Source organism: Abyssibacter profundi (assembly GCF_003151135.1).
GTDB lineage: Bacteria > Pseudomonadota > Gammaproteobacteria > Nevskiales > OUC007 > Abyssibacter > Abyssibacter profundi.
Genome location: NZ_QEQK01000009.1, coordinates 66,407 through 81,623, shown reverse-complemented (window position 1 = coordinate 81,623; position 15,217 = coordinate 66,407). Strand labels below are relative to the sequence as shown.

General features: G+C 62.8%; 10 protein-coding genes. 3 read left to right on the top strand and 7 right to left on the bottom strand.

Annotated elements, in window-relative coordinates; translation table 11 throughout:
- Positions 1-40: 40 nt before the first annotated feature.
- The 4 genes from DEH80_RS11195 to DEH80_RS11180 form a co-directional block, all read right to left on the bottom strand.
- Positions 41-2,608: an efflux RND transporter permease subunit gene (locus tag DEH80_RS11195; RefSeq protein WP_109720587.1), complete on the bottom strand. Its 2,568-nt coding sequence runs from the start codon at positions 2,606-2,608 to the stop codon at positions 41-43.
- A gap of 107 nt (positions 2,609-2,715) precedes the next feature.
- A complete protein-coding gene (locus DEH80_RS11190) occupies positions 2,716-3,759 on the bottom strand; it encodes a YCF48-related protein (RefSeq protein ID WP_109720586.1) in 1,044 nt (347 codons plus the stop codon).
- Positions 3,759-5,177, bottom strand: a complete 1,419-nt coding sequence (locus DEH80_RS11185; protein ID WP_109720585.1) for a DUF1329 domain-containing protein — start codon at positions 5,175-5,177, stop codon at positions 3,759-3,761. Before DEH80_RS11185 ends, DEH80_RS11190 begins: the two co-directional genes overlap by 1 nt.
- A gap of 118 nt (positions 5,178-5,295) precedes the next feature.
- The gene (locus DEH80_RS11180) at positions 5,296-6,348 is read right to left on the bottom strand and encodes an AraC family transcriptional regulator (RefSeq protein ID WP_109720584.1); all 1,053 of its coding nucleotides are present in this window, start codon (positions 6,346-6,348) and stop codon (positions 5,296-5,298) included.
- 139 nt (positions 6,349-6,487) lie between these two features.
- Here DEH80_RS11180 and DEH80_RS11175 point away from each other — a divergent pair, with 139 nt between their 5' ends.
- The 3 genes from DEH80_RS11175 to DEH80_RS11165 are packed head-to-tail and all read left to right on the top strand — an operon-like array spanning position 6,488 to position 9,683.
- Positions 6,488-8,542, top strand: a complete 2,055-nt coding sequence (locus DEH80_RS11175; protein ID WP_165831432.1) for a DUF1302 domain-containing protein — start codon at positions 6,488-6,490, stop codon at positions 8,540-8,542.
- 23 nt (positions 8,543-8,565) lie between these two features.
- Positions 8,566-8,787, top strand: a complete 222-nt coding sequence (locus DEH80_RS11170; protein WP_109720582.1) for a hypothetical protein — start codon at positions 8,566-8,568, stop codon at positions 8,785-8,787.
- Positions 8,784-9,683: a hypothetical protein gene (locus tag DEH80_RS11165; RefSeq protein ID WP_109720581.1), complete on the top strand. Its 900-nt coding sequence runs from the start codon at positions 8,784-8,786 to the stop codon at positions 9,681-9,683. Before DEH80_RS11170 ends, DEH80_RS11165 begins: the two co-directional genes overlap by 4 nt.
- 57 nt (positions 9,684-9,740) lie before the next feature.
- Here the strand turns inward: DEH80_RS11165 and DEH80_RS11160 are convergent, their stop codons facing one another.
- The 3 genes from DEH80_RS11160 to DEH80_RS11150 all read right to left on the bottom strand — a co-directional run bounded on the left by DEH80_RS11160 (position 9,741) and on the right by DEH80_RS11150 (position 15,213).
- Positions 9,741-10,583, bottom strand: a complete 843-nt coding sequence (locus tag DEH80_RS11160; RefSeq protein ID WP_109720580.1) for a DUF3014 domain-containing protein — start codon at positions 10,581-10,583, stop codon at positions 9,741-9,743.
- A gap of 138 nt (positions 10,584-10,721) precedes the next feature.
- Positions 10,722-13,007 (bottom strand): acyl-CoA dehydrogenase, encoded by a 2,286-nt coding sequence (locus DEH80_RS11155; protein WP_109720579.1) that lies wholly within the window; start codon positions 13,005-13,007, stop codon positions 10,722-10,724.
- Positions 13,008-13,038: 31 nt separating this feature from the next.
- The gene (locus tag DEH80_RS11150; protein ID WP_109720578.1) at positions 13,039-15,213 is read right to left on the bottom strand and encodes a 3-hydroxyacyl-CoA dehydrogenase NAD-binding domain-containing protein; all 2,175 of its coding nucleotides are present in this window, start codon (positions 15,211-15,213) and stop codon (positions 13,039-13,041) included.
- Positions 15,214-15,217 lie beyond the last annotated feature (4 nt).

Sequence of the window (15,217 nt, the reverse complement as noted above, 5' to 3'; positions counted from 1 at the left end):
GCCGTTGAAGCGCTCACGCCCGGGGTCAGAGCGGAGGTTGTTATCCGGGTTGCTTCATGGTGAATCGGGCGATGGCAGGCAGCAGCAGGATGGCGCCGAACATGTTCGCGGTGAACATGAAGACCAGCAGGATGCCCATGTCGGCCTGGAACTGAAGCTGGGAGAACAGCCAGGTCGCCACGGACAGGCCCAGCGCAATACCGGTGAACACCACGGCCTTGCCGGTCTTGCCAAGCGTGTCGACCAGCGCCTGCTCAATGGTTTTGCCGGATTTCACGCCTTCTTCCAGCGTTGCATAGATGTAGATGCCGTAATCCACGCCAATGCCGACGGCCAGCGCGACCACCGGCAGCGTGGCCACCTTCAGACCGATGCCCAGATAGGCCATGACGCCGTAGGCCATCATGGAGACCAGTGACAGGGGCAGCACAATGGAGAGGACCGAGGACAGGTTGCGGAAAGACAGCCAGATGAAGCTGATCACCACCACATACACCCAGAACACCACCATCAGCTCCTGTTCCTCGACGACCTCATTGGTCGCGGCCATGACCCCGACATTGCCGGTGGCCAGGCGGAAGCTGACCGCATCCGTATCCGACGTTTCTTCCTCGTACTGCTTCACCGCATCGACGATGCGGCTAATGGTTTCGGCGCGGTGATCTTCCGTGAAAATAAAGATCGCCATGGCCGAACAATCGCCATTGAGCAGCCCCGATGTCGTGGGCACCAACGCCGTGGACTGGGCCAATGAGAACTGATTGCGGGGCAGGACCTCGGCAGACAGGCGGGCTTCGTTAAGGCCCCGGTAAACCATCTTCGCGTAGTCCAGAACCGATAGCGTGGACGCCACGCCCTCAACGTTGTCCATCCGCCAGGCAAAGCGGTCGATTTCCTCAACCACGTCGAAGTTCACACAGGCATCCGCATCGGCCTCGGCGATGACCTTGAGAATGTCGATGCCGATGGAGAAATTGTGTCCAATGGCGCGCGCGTCCTGATTGAAGCGCGAGTCGGGTCGCAGCTCGGGGGTGCCTTCCAGGGCGTCACCAACCTGCAGCTTGGGGTACATGTAGAACGCCCAGCCGAGCAGCAGCACACCGACGATGATGGCGCAGGCCGCCGGCACGGGACGGGTGATCTTGGCGACAAAGCCCCACATCGGTGCCAGCAGGTTCTCCCGAACCTGCTGCTTGCGTTCAAAGGCCTGCAAATCGCCGATGCGCATGTAGGTCAGCCAGGCGGGCATCAAAATCTTGTTGGTGATGATGATGGCAGCGACGCCGAAGGCGGCGTTGGCGCTCATTTCTTGGATGATCTGGATGTCGATCAGGGCGATGGTCGCAAAGCCCGCCACATCGGTGATCAGCGCGACGGTGCCCGGAATCGCGAGGCGGCGGAAGGTCTCCAGCGATGCATCAAAGCTGCTACTGCCATGCCCGACCTCGGCGACCCAGGCGTTGACGTACTGCACGCCGTGGGACACCGATACGGCCAGCACCAAGAACGGAACCAGAATGGCGAACGGGTCCAGGCCCAGGCCGAACAGCGACAGCAACCCGAATTCCCAGATCACCGCGACGATGGAGCAGGCCATCGGCAGGAAGGCCATCTTCATCGACCCCGTGTAACCCCAGAGCAGCAGCGAGGTCATCAGCAGCGCCAGGCCGAAAAAGCCGACGACTTCCAGCGTGGCATCGGTGATGTCACCGACCACCTTGGCGAACCCGACGATGTGGACCTGCAGGTTCGGGTTGTACTCCGGATTGTCGGCGGCGACGATCTCCAGGTCGCGGTTGTTAAAGGTGACGGTCTCGGTCTCGCCCGATGTCTGGGGCAGGGTGACGGTTTGCTCCCCGAACCACCGTTCCAGCCGGCCCGGTTCGCTGTAGTCGCGGCCGACGACGGTGCCGGCTTCCATGTCACCACTCGGTTCCCGGAGGCGGTACTCCCACACCGTCGGGCTTTCAATCCGTCCGCGGATGGTTTCCAGCAGGTCGGCGACATGGGTGTAGTCCACCTGCTTACCGGTCTGCGGGTCGACCTCCAGCAGCTCGGACACCACCATGGCGCCGGTTTCATCCTCGGAAACCAGGCGTCCGATGATCTGTGCCTTGCTGACATTCGACTTGATGATGTCGAACATCTGGGGCGATGGAGCGTAATCAGAGGGGATGACGTCGCCCCCCTCGAAGCCTTGCTCAGTAATCTCGACGAAGCGCACGTTGGGCGTGAACAGACTCATCACCCGTGGCCGGTCGATATTCGGCAGGAAGAAGACCTCGTCGGTGACCTGCTTCAAGGTGGACAGAAAGCGTTCGTTGTAGATCTCACCTTCTTTCTGCATGAGCGCCACCAGCACCAGGTTGGCGCCGCCGAACTCGCTGTAGTACTCCTTGAACGCCCCCATGTAGGGATGTTCCATGGGGATGGTTTTTTCGTAGCCAGCGTCAGGCTGGATGCGGGCAGCGTGGTAGCCGAAGAACACCGTCAGCGCCGCCAGGACAAAAAGGGTCAGGGCCGGTTTGCCAAAGACCAGTGGTTCCACCACGCCGAGAATGGCGCGAGCAACCGGCGAGTTCGTCAGTGAAGAGCCTTCCGAGGCCATGAGCGAGTCTCCCTGCGGGCGCCGGGCGGCGCACCGTTTTATTGATTCAATTCAGTCGGTGACCGGGGGCGGGCCGTGCCGGGATCCAGCCCGACACGACCTGGTGACTAGTGCCACTCGACGCCTTGTCGGCCCACGGTTAGTAGCTTGCCGTCAACCGGCACCACGCCGGCTAGCGTATCCCCGTTCGGATTTGGCACCAGCGTCCAGTTCGCCTGCTGCGCATCCGAATTCAAGATCAAACCGGCATTGCCGACCAGGGTGATGCCCCCATCCGGTCGGGTCGTGGCGCCGAAGAACGACTCATTGGCCGGCGTCTGAATTCGCTCCCAGCCCATGGCCTGGATGGCGGCCGGGTCTTCGACGTTTTCGGCCATGAACGGGTCGTAATCCATCGGATTCTGCGTGGCCACGGCCATGACATCCGGGATTCGGTAAAGGCGTCCACGCATGCCGTAAATCCAGGCGCCGTCGCGGTCGTCCGGGATTAGGCCAAAAAAGGAGCCGCTGTAAGGCGACACCAGCATTTCCCAGGTCTCGCCATCGTCACTGGAACGTGCGGTCAGACCTTTCTCGCCCACCATCAGCAAGACACCGTTGGCCAGGCGCCGAATCTGGCTGTTGTGAAAACCGAGAAACTCGATGTCTGGCGTGAGCTGATTCCAGGTGTCACCGCCATCGGTGGTGCGCAGGATCAAACCGTAGCTGCCCACGGCAAAGCCGCGCTCCGGCGTGTCAAACATCAGGTCGTAGATGATGACCGGCCGGCGGGGCTCCGGATTGAAGTGCTGCAACGACCAGCTGTCGCCGCCATCCGTGGTTTTCAGAATGGTGCCGTCGTGGCCACCGATGAACCCTGTCGATTCAGTTGGAAAGTCGATGGTGACCAGCATGGAGCGCACGGGGCTGGGTTGCTGATTCCAGGTTTGTCCATCGGCAGACTTCAGAATATGTCCGCGCATGCCCACAGCGAGGTAGCCATCAGCAATGGGCTGCAGGCCAACGAGAATGCGCTCATCGGCTAGGTCCATTTGCTCGGCAGGGTTGAGCCGGGGGTCGTCCTTGACCGCATCATCCGCAGCCTGGGCCACGCCGCCAATAGCGGCGAGACCCAGACCCAGCGTGAGCGCGGCCGCAGCGCGCCCGCCCATTAGCGCCGGCCCGCCACGCGCGCCAGCCCCTGAGGCAGGAACATGCGGTCTTCATAGCTGACATCGAAGTCCGAGATCTGGTCTTCGTTGGTCATGGCGGTGGCGAAGTAGCGACCGGTCTGCAGGTCGTAGATCAGCTCGGGTGAGCCGGAGACCGTGGGCACGAACGGGAAGGTGGTCAGGTGGGCTTCCTGCAGCTTCCACAGCTGATCGCGGTTGTCATAGCAGTCGACAATGGCGATGGACCAGGAATCCTCATCCACATAGAACACGCGCTTCTTGAACTGGTGACGCTGGCCGTCGCGTAGCGTGGCTTCGACGATCCAGACGCGGTGCAGCTCGTAGCGGGCGTGGTCCTGGTTGATATGCCCCTTGCCAAGAATCTCCTCATAGGACAGCAGCGGGCTGTTCATTTGGCCGGAGTTGTAGGGGATGTACATCTCCTTCTTGCCGACGAGCTTCCAGGTGTAGCGGTCCAGCGCCCCGTTGAAGACATCGATCTGGTCGTTGAACTGCTCGCCATCGGAACCCAGCGACGGGTTGTCATAGCCCACGTTCGGCGCACGGCGCGTGCGACCAATGCCCGGATCGTACAGCCAGGCGTTGCGTCCGCCCGAGGACTGATCTGCCGTTTCGTGGACCAGGGTGACCTGCCCGGCGACACGGGGCGGGGAGACCACCTCCTGCAGGTAGTAGGCGATGAGCTTGTTGGCGTCATCGGACTGATCGTTCAGGTTGGCGTACTTGAACTTCACGTCCTCGACCAGCTTGGAGATCTTGAAGTCGCCGTCCTGGGCCACGATCGCCTGGTTGTTAAAGCGCTTAACCGCCGAGCCACGGAACTTGAGTTTGTGGTTCCAGATGACTTCCGCACCCTGCTTGGGAATCGGGAAGGGGAAGCCGAGCTGGGCGTTCTTGACCGCATCCGTGCCTTCCAGCGAAGCGCGGGTGGCATTGGCCTTGGTGGCTTCGTAGATCTCATCGGGGAAGAAGCCGGTGCGCACCGTGGGATAGACGATCATCTTGTAATCGTCGTAGAGCTCGAACATTCGCTGATGGCCGACGGTGAGCTTGTCGGCGTGCTCTTTGTAGTTCGCCTTGGTGATGGTGAACTTGGCCGTCAGCGGATCCCCGTCGAGCAGATCCTGGTTGCGCTTGATCTCGTTATCGACGAGATCCTCGATCTTTTTGGGTTCGTTCTTGCGCCACTCTTCGAGCTGGGCGCGGGTGAGGTCTTGGACCTCTTGGGAGAACAGCTGGGCGCCCAGCCATTCGGGAATGGAGCCATCCGCATTGCCGGCCTTGACGGCGCCAATGGGGGTGAGCTCATCGCCGAGCTTGGCGGCTTCGTCGGCGCTGACGCCTGCGAAAAGGGGGAATGAGACCGCGGCTGCGGCCAATGCAGTGATTCGGCGCATGGCTCCTCCATGTAGCGCGTTGGGGTCCTGTGTACTACGGCTGGCACACGCTTCTAACTATAACAGCGTTCACTGACAAGGTTGTTGCGTTGGTGACGCGCCTGGCCACGACTTCGGGTCAAACAGTCTGATCTGTGCGTGGCTTGCGCTGACGCATCCGTTGCCGGTACTGGATCGGTGTTTCGTCACGCCAGCGTCTGAAGGCTCGGTAGAACGTGCTGGGCTCCGAGAATCCGGTGAGATAGACAATCTCGTCAATGGATTGGTTCGTGCGGTACAGCAGGCGACAGGCCAGCCGTTCGCGGTATCGGTCCAGTTCCTTGTTGAAACTGGTGTCGGCGGCTGCCAGTCGGCTGCGTAACTCACGCTGGGTGACGCTCAGCCGTTCGGCAACACGGGCCAGGCTGGGCGTGCCGTACTCCAGCTCACGGGCAATGGCCCGTCGTGCCGCGATCACAAAATTCGTGGCATCCAGTTCCTTGAGTCGGTCCTCGGCGACACGCTCGTGTAACTCCACCAGGCGTGGCTCGGCGTGCGGGGAGGGGCGCTCAAGCACCGCAGCATCAAAATGAATGCTGTTGTGGGGCTGTCCGTAGCTCAGCGGGCAGCCGATGAGCGACTCGGCTTCCTGGGTGTTGTCCGGCGCCTGGGCGACGAAGGTCAGGCACTGGGGCCTGAAGCTGTCGTCGGTCACGCTGCGAAAGAATTTGATCACGCCCTGGCTGAGGCACTCGTACAAATGCCGATTGGCGTTGACCGCGGGGAGCGCGGAATCGATGGTGAGTACGGCTGTGTGGCCGTCGCGGGACAAACTTCCCAGGCCGGCGCCGGACAGCAGTGCCTGGAAGCGCAGCGCCCGGTCCAGCCCCTCACCAAACGTGGTGCTGGAGAGGAACAGGTACTCCAGCACTTCGCCCCCAAAGGTCGGTAAGAACCGGCCGACATGCAGTCCGATATTGGAATCGCCGGTTTCCTCTTCCAGGCGTTCCCAAAAATGAGGAATTCGCTCGTGCAGCGTGCGACGATCACGCTGCTCGATGGCTTCAGGGCTCAGGCCCAGCTGCGCCATGAACGCCTCGGCATCAATTCCGGCCCGTTCCATGGCCTGGTAGACCTGGCGGGTCAGGGCGCTGGAGTCGTGATAGCTATGCGTTTCGATTGGCGCGTCCACCTGTGTTGTCGCGTCGGCTGAGTCATTGCGGAGCGAGCGATGCCGGCCCCAATATTAACGGCTAACTTGATGCGGCTGTGTACCGTGTCGTGTACGACGAGCTCTGACCACAAGGAAACGGCGAGAGATGGAGGAAACAATGCGCAGGATTGCGGTGGCATTCGCACTGGTCGGCACGACCGGGCTGGCCCAGGCCGTCACGGCCGAGATCGGCGATGTGGAAATCGAACTCAATACCCGGTTGACCACCGGCCTGGTCTGGCGCGCCCAGTCGCGCAACTCGGGTCTGATCTCCAAGCTGGCGAATAATCCGGACCTCTGTGCCGCCGATGACTGCATGTCGTTCACTGGCGACCCCGGTCCCAACCAACGGTTGGTGGATGCGCCCGGCCTGTTCTCAGGGGTCAATTTGGATGACGGCAACATCAACTACGACAAGGGCGACATCGTGTCGGCCACCACCTACGCCACGCCGGAATTCACGGCCTACTGGGCTGGATTCAAGTTCAAGGCATCGGCGCTGGCATTCTACGACCCCGAAAACGTCGACTTTGACGAGCGCCACCTCGATACCCGCTGGCAGCCGGCCACGGCGCCGCGGCCGGCCTATGTCGAGCGCGATTTCGCCTCGGATATCGAACTGCGCGAATTGTATCTGCAGCGCTATGTCGACGTATTTGACCGCGAAATCTCGGTGCAGATTGGGCGCCAGGTCGTGCCCTGGGGCGAGGCGACGCTGACCCTGTTCAACAGCGTCAATGAGCTTAATCCGCTGGACGCGACGATTGCCGGCTTCCCGGGGTTTGAATTGGGGCAGGTCAACCGGCCGTCTGGCATGGCGGTGTTTCAGACCGCGCTAACCGATTACCTGGCCGCCGAGTTGATCTACCAGTTCGAGTGGGTGCCGGTCCGGGTGCAGCCGCCGGGCAGCTTTCTATCCACCAATGACCTGGTGGGTGGCACCGACTACGCGATGGTCACACTGGGGCAGTTCAACGACGATCCGGAGCGCCTGTACCAGCCGCCGGCTGACGGCGCGGGCCTGATTTCCAGCTCGACCCGGACGGCACAGGCGCTGCCGGAGAACGAGCCGGATAATCTCGGTCAATATGGTCTGCGGCTGTCTTACTTTGCCAGCAATCTGAACAATGGCACGGAGCTGGGCTTTTACTACCTGCGCTATCACAGCCGCCTGCCGGTGGTGAGTGGTTTCGCAGCTGAAGCGTCCTGCACCCGTGACGCCGCGGTGCCGGGCAATTTCGCGGCTGCGCTTGTGGCCTGTAACGGTTTCAACGGGAACATCAACGTGACGGGGGGCGGCGAGGAGCCGCTGCCCACCGACACTGTGGCCTTGCAGGTGGAGTATCCGGAAGACATCGATATGTTCGGGGTGTCGTTCAACACCAATGTGGGCGATTGGGCCTTTTCCGGCGAGCTCTCTCATCGCCGCAATCTGCCGGTGCAGGTTAATTTGGCCGACGTGGTCTTTGCATCGCTCCAGCCAGCCTTTCCGGAAGAGGACATTCCCATCGGCATCGGCGGTGTGGGCCTGACGGTGCCGGGCGCGCGGTCTGCAGTGCCGGATCTGCTGTCGGCCTACCGGGGTATTACGGTGCAGCCGGGGCAGTATGTCCGCGGCTACGAGCGCATCGATGCCAGCCAGTTGTCGCTGGCCGGCCTGCGGATCTGGTCGCAAAACCCGTTTGGTGCCGATTCCGTGCTGTTCCTGATCGAAGGTGGGTTCTGGTATCACCACGACATGCCCGAAACCAGTGAGCTGGCCTTTCTCGGCACGGGCGATTTCACCCACCCGACCTATGGTGCTGACGGCACCGGAACCGCGCCGGATGGCGTGGATCGGACACTGACGCTCAACCCCACGCAGCAGACGGACGGCCTGCCGACCGAGTTTGCCTGGGGCTATCGCAGTCTGCTGCGTCTGACCTATAACGAGATTTTTCCAGGTGTGACCTTCGAGCCGCAGCTGCTGTGGTTCCACGATGTGCAAGGACAGACACCGTCGCCCATCCTGAATTTCACCGAGCGGCGCAAGGCCCTGACCTTTAACAACCTGTTCAAGATTGGCCAGACCTTGTCGCTGGGTGCGACCTATCAGTGGTACATGGGGGGCGGCGACTACAACCTGGAGCAGGACCGCGATTTCTACAATCTTTATGCGGTGTTCAATTTCTAAACCGACTGCAAGCACAATCCGACATGAATGACGACCAACGGGCCGCCCTGCGGCAGGCCTCCGTGCCCGACGCGGATATCGACGCGCTGACGGCGCTGGATGCGGTGGCGCTGGACTGTTTGATCGAACACCTGGAGCGGGCCCAGGATTGGCAGGCGCGGGAGCTCCGCGCCGCCATGGATGGCATGCTGGATGCCATGCCGCGCCTGCTGCGTGGCCCCGTCAAAAAGTTGTTCGAGCGATGAGTGCACTACTGGAGCAGGCCGAGCGCCTGAAGCTGGCCCGTGTGGTGGGCTGCGAGGTGGATGAATTGGGGCCCCTGGGCGAAGCGTCGGCCGCTGAGCTACGCAGCGCTCGGCGCGCGGCGTCGAATGCCTTGTTCGGTCGCCATCGCAGCCTCTTTGGCAAGCTGGCGGGCACAACCCGGTTGCTACCCACCAAGTTGTCGGCACAGTTCACCCAGAAATTCATCGGTCCGACCCTGGCGGGTCGCGTGGCCAGCGAGATGGAGCCCAAGCAGGCGCTGGCCCTGTCCGAGCGGCTGCCGACCCCGTTTCTGGCTCAGGTGTGTCTGTCGCTGGACCCAGGGCGCTCCGAAGCCATCATCCAGGCCATGCCGACCGAGCTGGTCATTGATGTGGCGCGAGAGCTGCGTGCCAATCAGGAGCATATCGTCATGGCGCAGTTTGCCGATGCGCTCACTGATGAGGTCGTCGCGGCCGTCATGGACTCCATCGAGGATCCGGGAGACCTGCTCAAGATCGGTTTTTACATCGAAAGTAAGCCGCGTCTGGAGACCATCATCAGTGCCATGGATGACGCAGGCTTAGCGCGCACCTTGGAGGCCGCTGATCAGCAAGGCCTGTGGCCAGAGGCCCTGGCCATGGTCGATGGGACCTCGGAAGCGCTCAGGGCGCGAATGGCCAATCTGATCGCCGCCCAGCCGGACGCGGTGATTCGCAGTGCCTTGGATGCTGCTGGACGGGAAGAGCTGTGGCCTCTGCTGGCAGATGCGGTCGTCCTGATGGCGGATGCCGGGCGCAGCCGGCTCATCGCCTTACTGGATGACCCGCAGTGGCGGCGCTCTCTTCAGGCGGCGCTTGCCGAGCAGGGCGCTGATCCGGCGATGCTCCCGGATTAGGCCCGCGGTCTTGCACGGGCTGTGTTGCGCCCGGCCCGTGCAAGACCGATTGGCGTCTTACTGCCCGCCTGATTGAGCCAGCAGGGTGTCACGAATGGCGCGTAGCTGTGTTTTGACGGCCCGTGCCTGCTCGGGGCCCATCCGGATCAGTGCTTTCTGACCCCAGGACAGGCGTTCCAGCTTGGGGTCGGCGAACTCGAAGAACACCTTCGGCTGCTTAAGCGCAATCGGCCCCTGGACTTCTGGGGTGGCCAGCAGGTGGTCGATGATCTGCACCAGGCGATCGTTGAAGTAGCCATCTGGATAGCCGAGATCCTCGTAGGCGTCCTGAAACAGCGGGTAGTAACGGGTGTAGACCGCAACCAGTTGCTCGGGCGAGGCGGCGGTGAACGCGTCTACCCAGGGTTCGTAGCGCTCGTAATTGGCGGTGTCCAGGCGGATGCTGTCACCACTGCGCACCACCGGTACGCTGCCTTCGACCGATGCAACGGGCCGGAACCGCCGCGAAACCGGGTCGCTGTCCAAGTTGTCCACGGCGACCACGGTTTTTCGGATCAGGGCATCGGGGACGAGAAAGCGTTCGATGGCAGTGGGGGCGGCGGTCTGTGCGAGATCGCTGCGAAGTGGCTCGTCGCTCTCTGCCAGGCTGGGCAGGGGATCCGGCTCCTCTGGGGTGGGCGTCTCGGTCGGTTCGGCGTCTGCGGCGGCGGGCGCAGGTTCCGGCTCAGGCTGACTGATCGGATACTGTGGTTTGGCGGGTTTCGGTGCCTCTGCTTCAGCGACGGGCGCTTCCGCCACGGGCTCGCTCTTGCTCAGCTTGGCTCCAAACAGGCTGAGTGCAGCCACTACCACGAGTACCAGGGCAGCAACCCCGATGGCAATCCATGCTCCGCGTTTCATTCGGTCGTCCGGTTGATCGATGGTGATGCTTGAGCGTAACCAACCCAGCCTGATATGGAAACGCGCGATGCGCCGCCTATATACAAAAAAGCCCCGGCTCGCGCGTGGCGAGCCGGGGCCGTTGCCCTGGCGCTGGGTTTAGGCCTGGCCGGACGCAACCAGTTTCGGCCGTGGCGCATCCTTGCCGATGAAGCCTTCCGTGACGGCCGTGGACGAGCCGATCCGGACGTACTCCTCCGGAGAGAATTCGTCCACGCCCCAGGATTCCAGCTGGACCCGGCGGGTCTCGCGAACCTGTTCGGCCTCTTCGGCGGTGATGACCTGACGCTCCAGCGCCAAGTGCACCAGATCGGCCGGGTGGCCCTTGGGCAGCGTGCGTGCCTTGATGGCTTGGCTGATCTTGGCGTGGACCGGTCGGACTTCATGCAGCATCCGGAATGCCCGGTACAGCCGGCCGGCACCCCGGTCGGACTCCGCCGGGACATGCAGCCCAGCCTGCAGGCGTTGGAGATGGTCGCCATGCGTCTGGACAACGGCGGCGGCCGGGGCCAGCAGGTCATCCGTTACACCCTTGCCAATCGGGTTGAGCCGCAGCAGCCAACCGCCCACCGATTTGAACCACCAGCCCACGACCGGCGCATCGAAGTTGGCGTAGACGCCTTCGAACCCGTCCTGGATCTCCTTTAGCCCGTAGTTCAGGGCGTAGTGCACCAGCGGAAGGTCTTCGGCGCGACGGCCTTCGGCCTCGAAACGGCGTAGCGTCGCCGTGCAGAGGAAGATCCACGACAGCACATCTGCCAGCCGGCCCGTGAAATTGCCCTTAGCCTTGAGCTTGGCACCCATGAAAATCATGGCCAGGTCGGACAGGATGGCAAAGCGCGTCGACGCCCAACCCAGGCGGCGATAGTAGGTGGCGGTGGCGCCGCTCACCGGGGTGCCGGCGCTGCGGCCGCGGGTCAGGTAGCGGGTCATGCTCCGACCGAAATTGACCACCATGCCGCCGACCCAGCCCAGCAAGGCCTTGCGGAATCGGGTGCTGTCCTCGGCTTCGACCGATTCGACCAGCGTGCGTGCATAGGGGTGGGAGCGATTCGCGCCCTGGCCGTAGATGATCAGCGTGCGCGTGAGAATGTTGGCGCCTTCCACGGTGATGTTGATCGGTGCGCCGATATACGCGTCGGAGACGATGTTGTTCGGGCCGCGTTGGATGGCCGCGCCCGCCATGACGTCCATGGCGTCGATGGACAGCGAACGCATGAGTTCCGTCAGTTGCTGCTTGAGAATGGCGGAGACCACGGGCGGTTCATGGCCGGCGTCCACGGCCGAGCAGGAGTAGACCCGCGCGGCTTCCATCAGATACTGCAGGCCGGCAAGGCGGGCGACCTTGGCCTGCGGGCCCTCCATCAGTCCGATCGGCATGTTGAACTGCTCGCGGACCATGGAATAGGCACCGGTGACCGAGGCCAGCATGCGCGCACCGCCGACGGCCGAGGCCGGCAGGGAGATGGCGCGGCCACCGGCCAGCGATTCCATCAGCATCTTCCAGCCCTTGCCGACATAGTCGATGCCGCCAATGGTGTTGGCCAGCGGAGCGACGACGTTCTCGCCATAAATGGGGCCATTGTGAAAACTCACGCCCATGGGGTCGTGGCGGGCGCCGATGGACAGCCCCTCCATGCCCTTGTGCAACAACATGACGCTAATGCCCAGGTCTTCGCCGCGTTCGAGCAGGTTCTCCGGGTCGCGCAGCCGAACGGCCAGTGAAATCAGGTTGGCGATGGGCGCCAGGGTGATATAGCGCTTGGAAAAGTTCAGGCGGGCTTTCAGGTGTCCGTCTTCATCGCGGAAGACTTCACCATCGGCTTTGATGGAGGCCGCGTCGGAGCCGGCCGTCAGCTCGGTCAGACCGAAGCAAGGGATGTATTCACCCTTGGCCAGGCGCGGCAGGTAATGCGCCTTCTGCTCCTCGGTGCCATATTTTTCGGTCAGCTCGGCTGCGCCCAGCGAGTTCGGAATCACCACGATGGCCGCGACGGCCGCGCCGGCTGCCTGAATTTTGGCCATGATGGTCGAGCGGGCCAGTACCGAAAAGCCCTTGCCGCCGTACTGCTTGGGGATCAGCAGGGCGAAGAAGCCATTTTCTGCCAGGAAGTCGAACACGGCATCCGGCACCTGGCGCGTGCGCGACATCTCCCAGGTGTCGCACATCGCAATCAGCTCCTCACAGGGGCCGTCCAGAAACGCCTGTTCCTCGGCCGTCAGCTGGCCGTAGTTCTCTGCGAGCAGCGCCTTGAAGTCCGGATTGCCTTTGAAGAACTCGCCTTCGGCCCAGACATCGCCAGCCTCCAGTGCCTGACGCTCGGTATCCGACAGCCGCGGAAGCATGCCGGCATTTTTCATGCCCATCATGATGGATTGGAACATTGCGAACTCCTTGGTTATCCAGGTTCAGAATCTAGGCGGGAATGCGCTCGAAGCTGTCGCCGGCCTCGGCCATGGCGACCAGACGCGCGGCCGGGATGAACCGCTCGCCGTAACGGTCGGCGAACTCCCGTAGGCGGGCGACGGCCCGGTCGATCCCGTAGGCATTGAGATACTGCAGCGGGCCGCCCTGAAACGGCGCAAAGCCCCAGCCGAAGATGGCGCCGATGTTCGCGTCCCAGACAGACTCCAGCACGCCTTCCTCCAGGCAGCGGACCGTCTCATTGGCCTGGACCAGCATCAGCCGCTCGATCATTTCGGCCTCGGGGATCTGGGTGTCGGCGACCGGATAGTGCTCGGTCAGGCCGGCCCAGAGGTGTTTCTTGCCGCCTTCGGGGTAATCGTAGAAGCCGCGGCCGGCTTTTTTTCCGGGGCGATCCAAGGTCTCGACCATGGTCTTGATCAGGCCGTGTGCCGGCTGCTCGGGTACGGTCTTGCCCTCGGCCTCAAGGTCCTTGCGGGTCTGCTCCATGATGTGCAGCGACAGGGACAGTGAGACCTCGTCATGTAGAGCCAGCGGGCCCACCGGCATGCCGGCCTTGAGTCCGGCCACCTCGATGCGTCGCGGATGCTGGCCATCGACCAGCAGGGCAATGCCTTCCATGATGTAGGTGGAGAACACGCGGGAGGTGTAGAACCCGCGGGCGTCGTTCACCACGATGGGGGTCTTGCGAATCTGCTGCACGTAGTCAAAGGCACGTGCCAGGGTTTCGGGGCTGGTCTGTTCCCCCTTGATGATCTCGACCAGCGGCATCTTGTCCGCCGGGGAGAAGAAATGCAGGCCAATGAACTGCTCGGGCCGCGTCGACGGCTTGGCCAGTCCGGTAATGGGCAAGGTGGAGGTGTTGGATGCGAACACCCCGGCGGGGTCCATGACGGCTTCGGTCTCCTGTGTCACCCGGGCCTTGAGCTCGCGGTCCTCGAATACGGCCTCGATGATCAGGTCACAGCCGGCCAGGTCCTGCACATCGCCGGTGGCCAGGATGCGATCGAGCAACGCGGCGCCGTCGGCCTTGCTCATGCGGCCCTTGGAGACGGCCTTGTTGACCAGGGACTCCGAGTAGGCCTTGCCCTGGTCGGCGCCGGCCTGCGAGACATCCTTCAGGACCACCTCGATGCCGGCCTTGGCGCTGACAAAGGCAATGGCGGAGCCCATCATGCCGGCCCCCAAAATCCCGACCTTGCGGACCTGGCTACGCTCGAAACCGACGGGGCGGGACCCCCCCTTGTTCACATGATTGAGCTGATACCACAGCGTGGTGATCATGTTCTTGGCTTCGGGCGAGATGACGCAGGCCGCGAAATAGCGCGACTCGATCTTCAGGGCATTCTCGAAGTCCACCAGCGAGCCTTCGACCACGCTGGTCATGATGTTTAGCGTCGCCGGGTAGTTGCCCTGGGTCTTGGCACGCAGCATCGACGGCGCAATCGCCAGCATTTGGGCGACAGCCGGATGCTTGGCATCCCCGCCGGGATACTTGAACTTCTTCTGGTCCCAGGGCTGGGTCGCCTTGGGATTGGCTTTCGCCCAGGCCTTGGCCTTGGCGATGAGGTCTTCGGGCGTGTCGGCGAGTGCATCGATGATGCCCTGGGCTTTGGCCGCTGCCACGCGCAGTTCTTTGCCTTCCATGAGCAGCGGCAAGGCGGTCTGGATGCCGATCAGCCGAGGGAGGCGCTGGGTCCCGCCACCGCCCGGCAGCAGGCCAAGTTTGACTTCAACCAGACCGAACTTGGCCTTGGGATTATTCAGCGCGACGCGGTGATGGCAGGCCAGAGCCATTTCCAGGCCGCCACCCAGCGCGGAACCGGGCAGGGCGCAGACGACCGGCTTGCCGCCGGTTTCGAGCTGACGCAGCAGCTGTTTAAAGCGGTCGGCCATGGCCACCACCTCGGCCGGGTCGGTCATCTGGTACAAGCCATCGATGTCGGCCCCGGCGAGGAAGTCACGCTTGCCGGAGGTCAGGACGATGCCCTGCACGGCGTCGTCACCGTAAGCCTGTTCGACGACGCGCTGGAACGGCTCGGTCAGCGAGTCGTTGAGCACGTTCTGGGAGCGACCTGGCATGTCCAGGGTGATCAGGGCGATGCCATCGGCATCGACTTCGTAGCGGATAGGGGATTCGGGGGTGTTATTCACATTGGCCACCATGGCG

What these genes read in the sequence shown, in the direction of transcription:
- DEH80_RS11195 (WP_109720587.1), bottom strand. Translation starts at nt 2,608, where the DNA reads ATGGCCTCGGAAGGCTCTTCACTGACGAACTCGCCGGTTGCTCGCGCC.
- DEH80_RS11190 (WP_109720586.1), bottom strand. Translation starts at nt 3,759, where the DNA reads ATGGGCGGGCGCGCTGCGGCCGCGCTCACGCTGGGTCTGGGTCTCGCC.
- DEH80_RS11185 (WP_109720585.1), bottom strand. Translation starts at nt 5,177, where the DNA reads ATGCGCCGAATCACTGCATTGGCCGCAGCCGCGGTCTCATTCCCCCTT.
- DEH80_RS11175 (WP_165831432.1), top strand. Translation starts at nt 6,488, where the DNA reads ATGCGCAGGATTGCGGTGGCATTCGCACTGGTCGGCACGACCGGGCTG.
- DEH80_RS11170 (WP_109720582.1), top strand. Translation starts at nt 8,566, where the DNA reads ATGAATGACGACCAACGGGCCGCCCTGCGGCAGGCCTCCGTGCCCGAC.
- DEH80_RS11165 (WP_109720581.1), top strand. Translation starts at nt 8,784, where the DNA reads ATGAGTGCACTACTGGAGCAGGCCGAGCGCCTGAAGCTGGCCCGTGTG.
- DEH80_RS11160 (WP_109720580.1), bottom strand. Translation starts at nt 10,583, where the DNA reads ATGAAACGCGGAGCATGGATTGCCATCGGGGTTGCTGCCCTGGTACTC.
- DEH80_RS11155 (WP_109720579.1), bottom strand. Translation starts at nt 13,007, where the DNA reads ATGTTCCAATCCATCATGATGGGCATGAAAAATGCCGGCATGCTTCCG.
- DEH80_RS11150 (WP_109720578.1), bottom strand. Translation starts at nt 15,213, where the DNA reads ATGGTGGCCAATGTGAATAACACCCCCGAATCCCCTATCCGCTACGAA.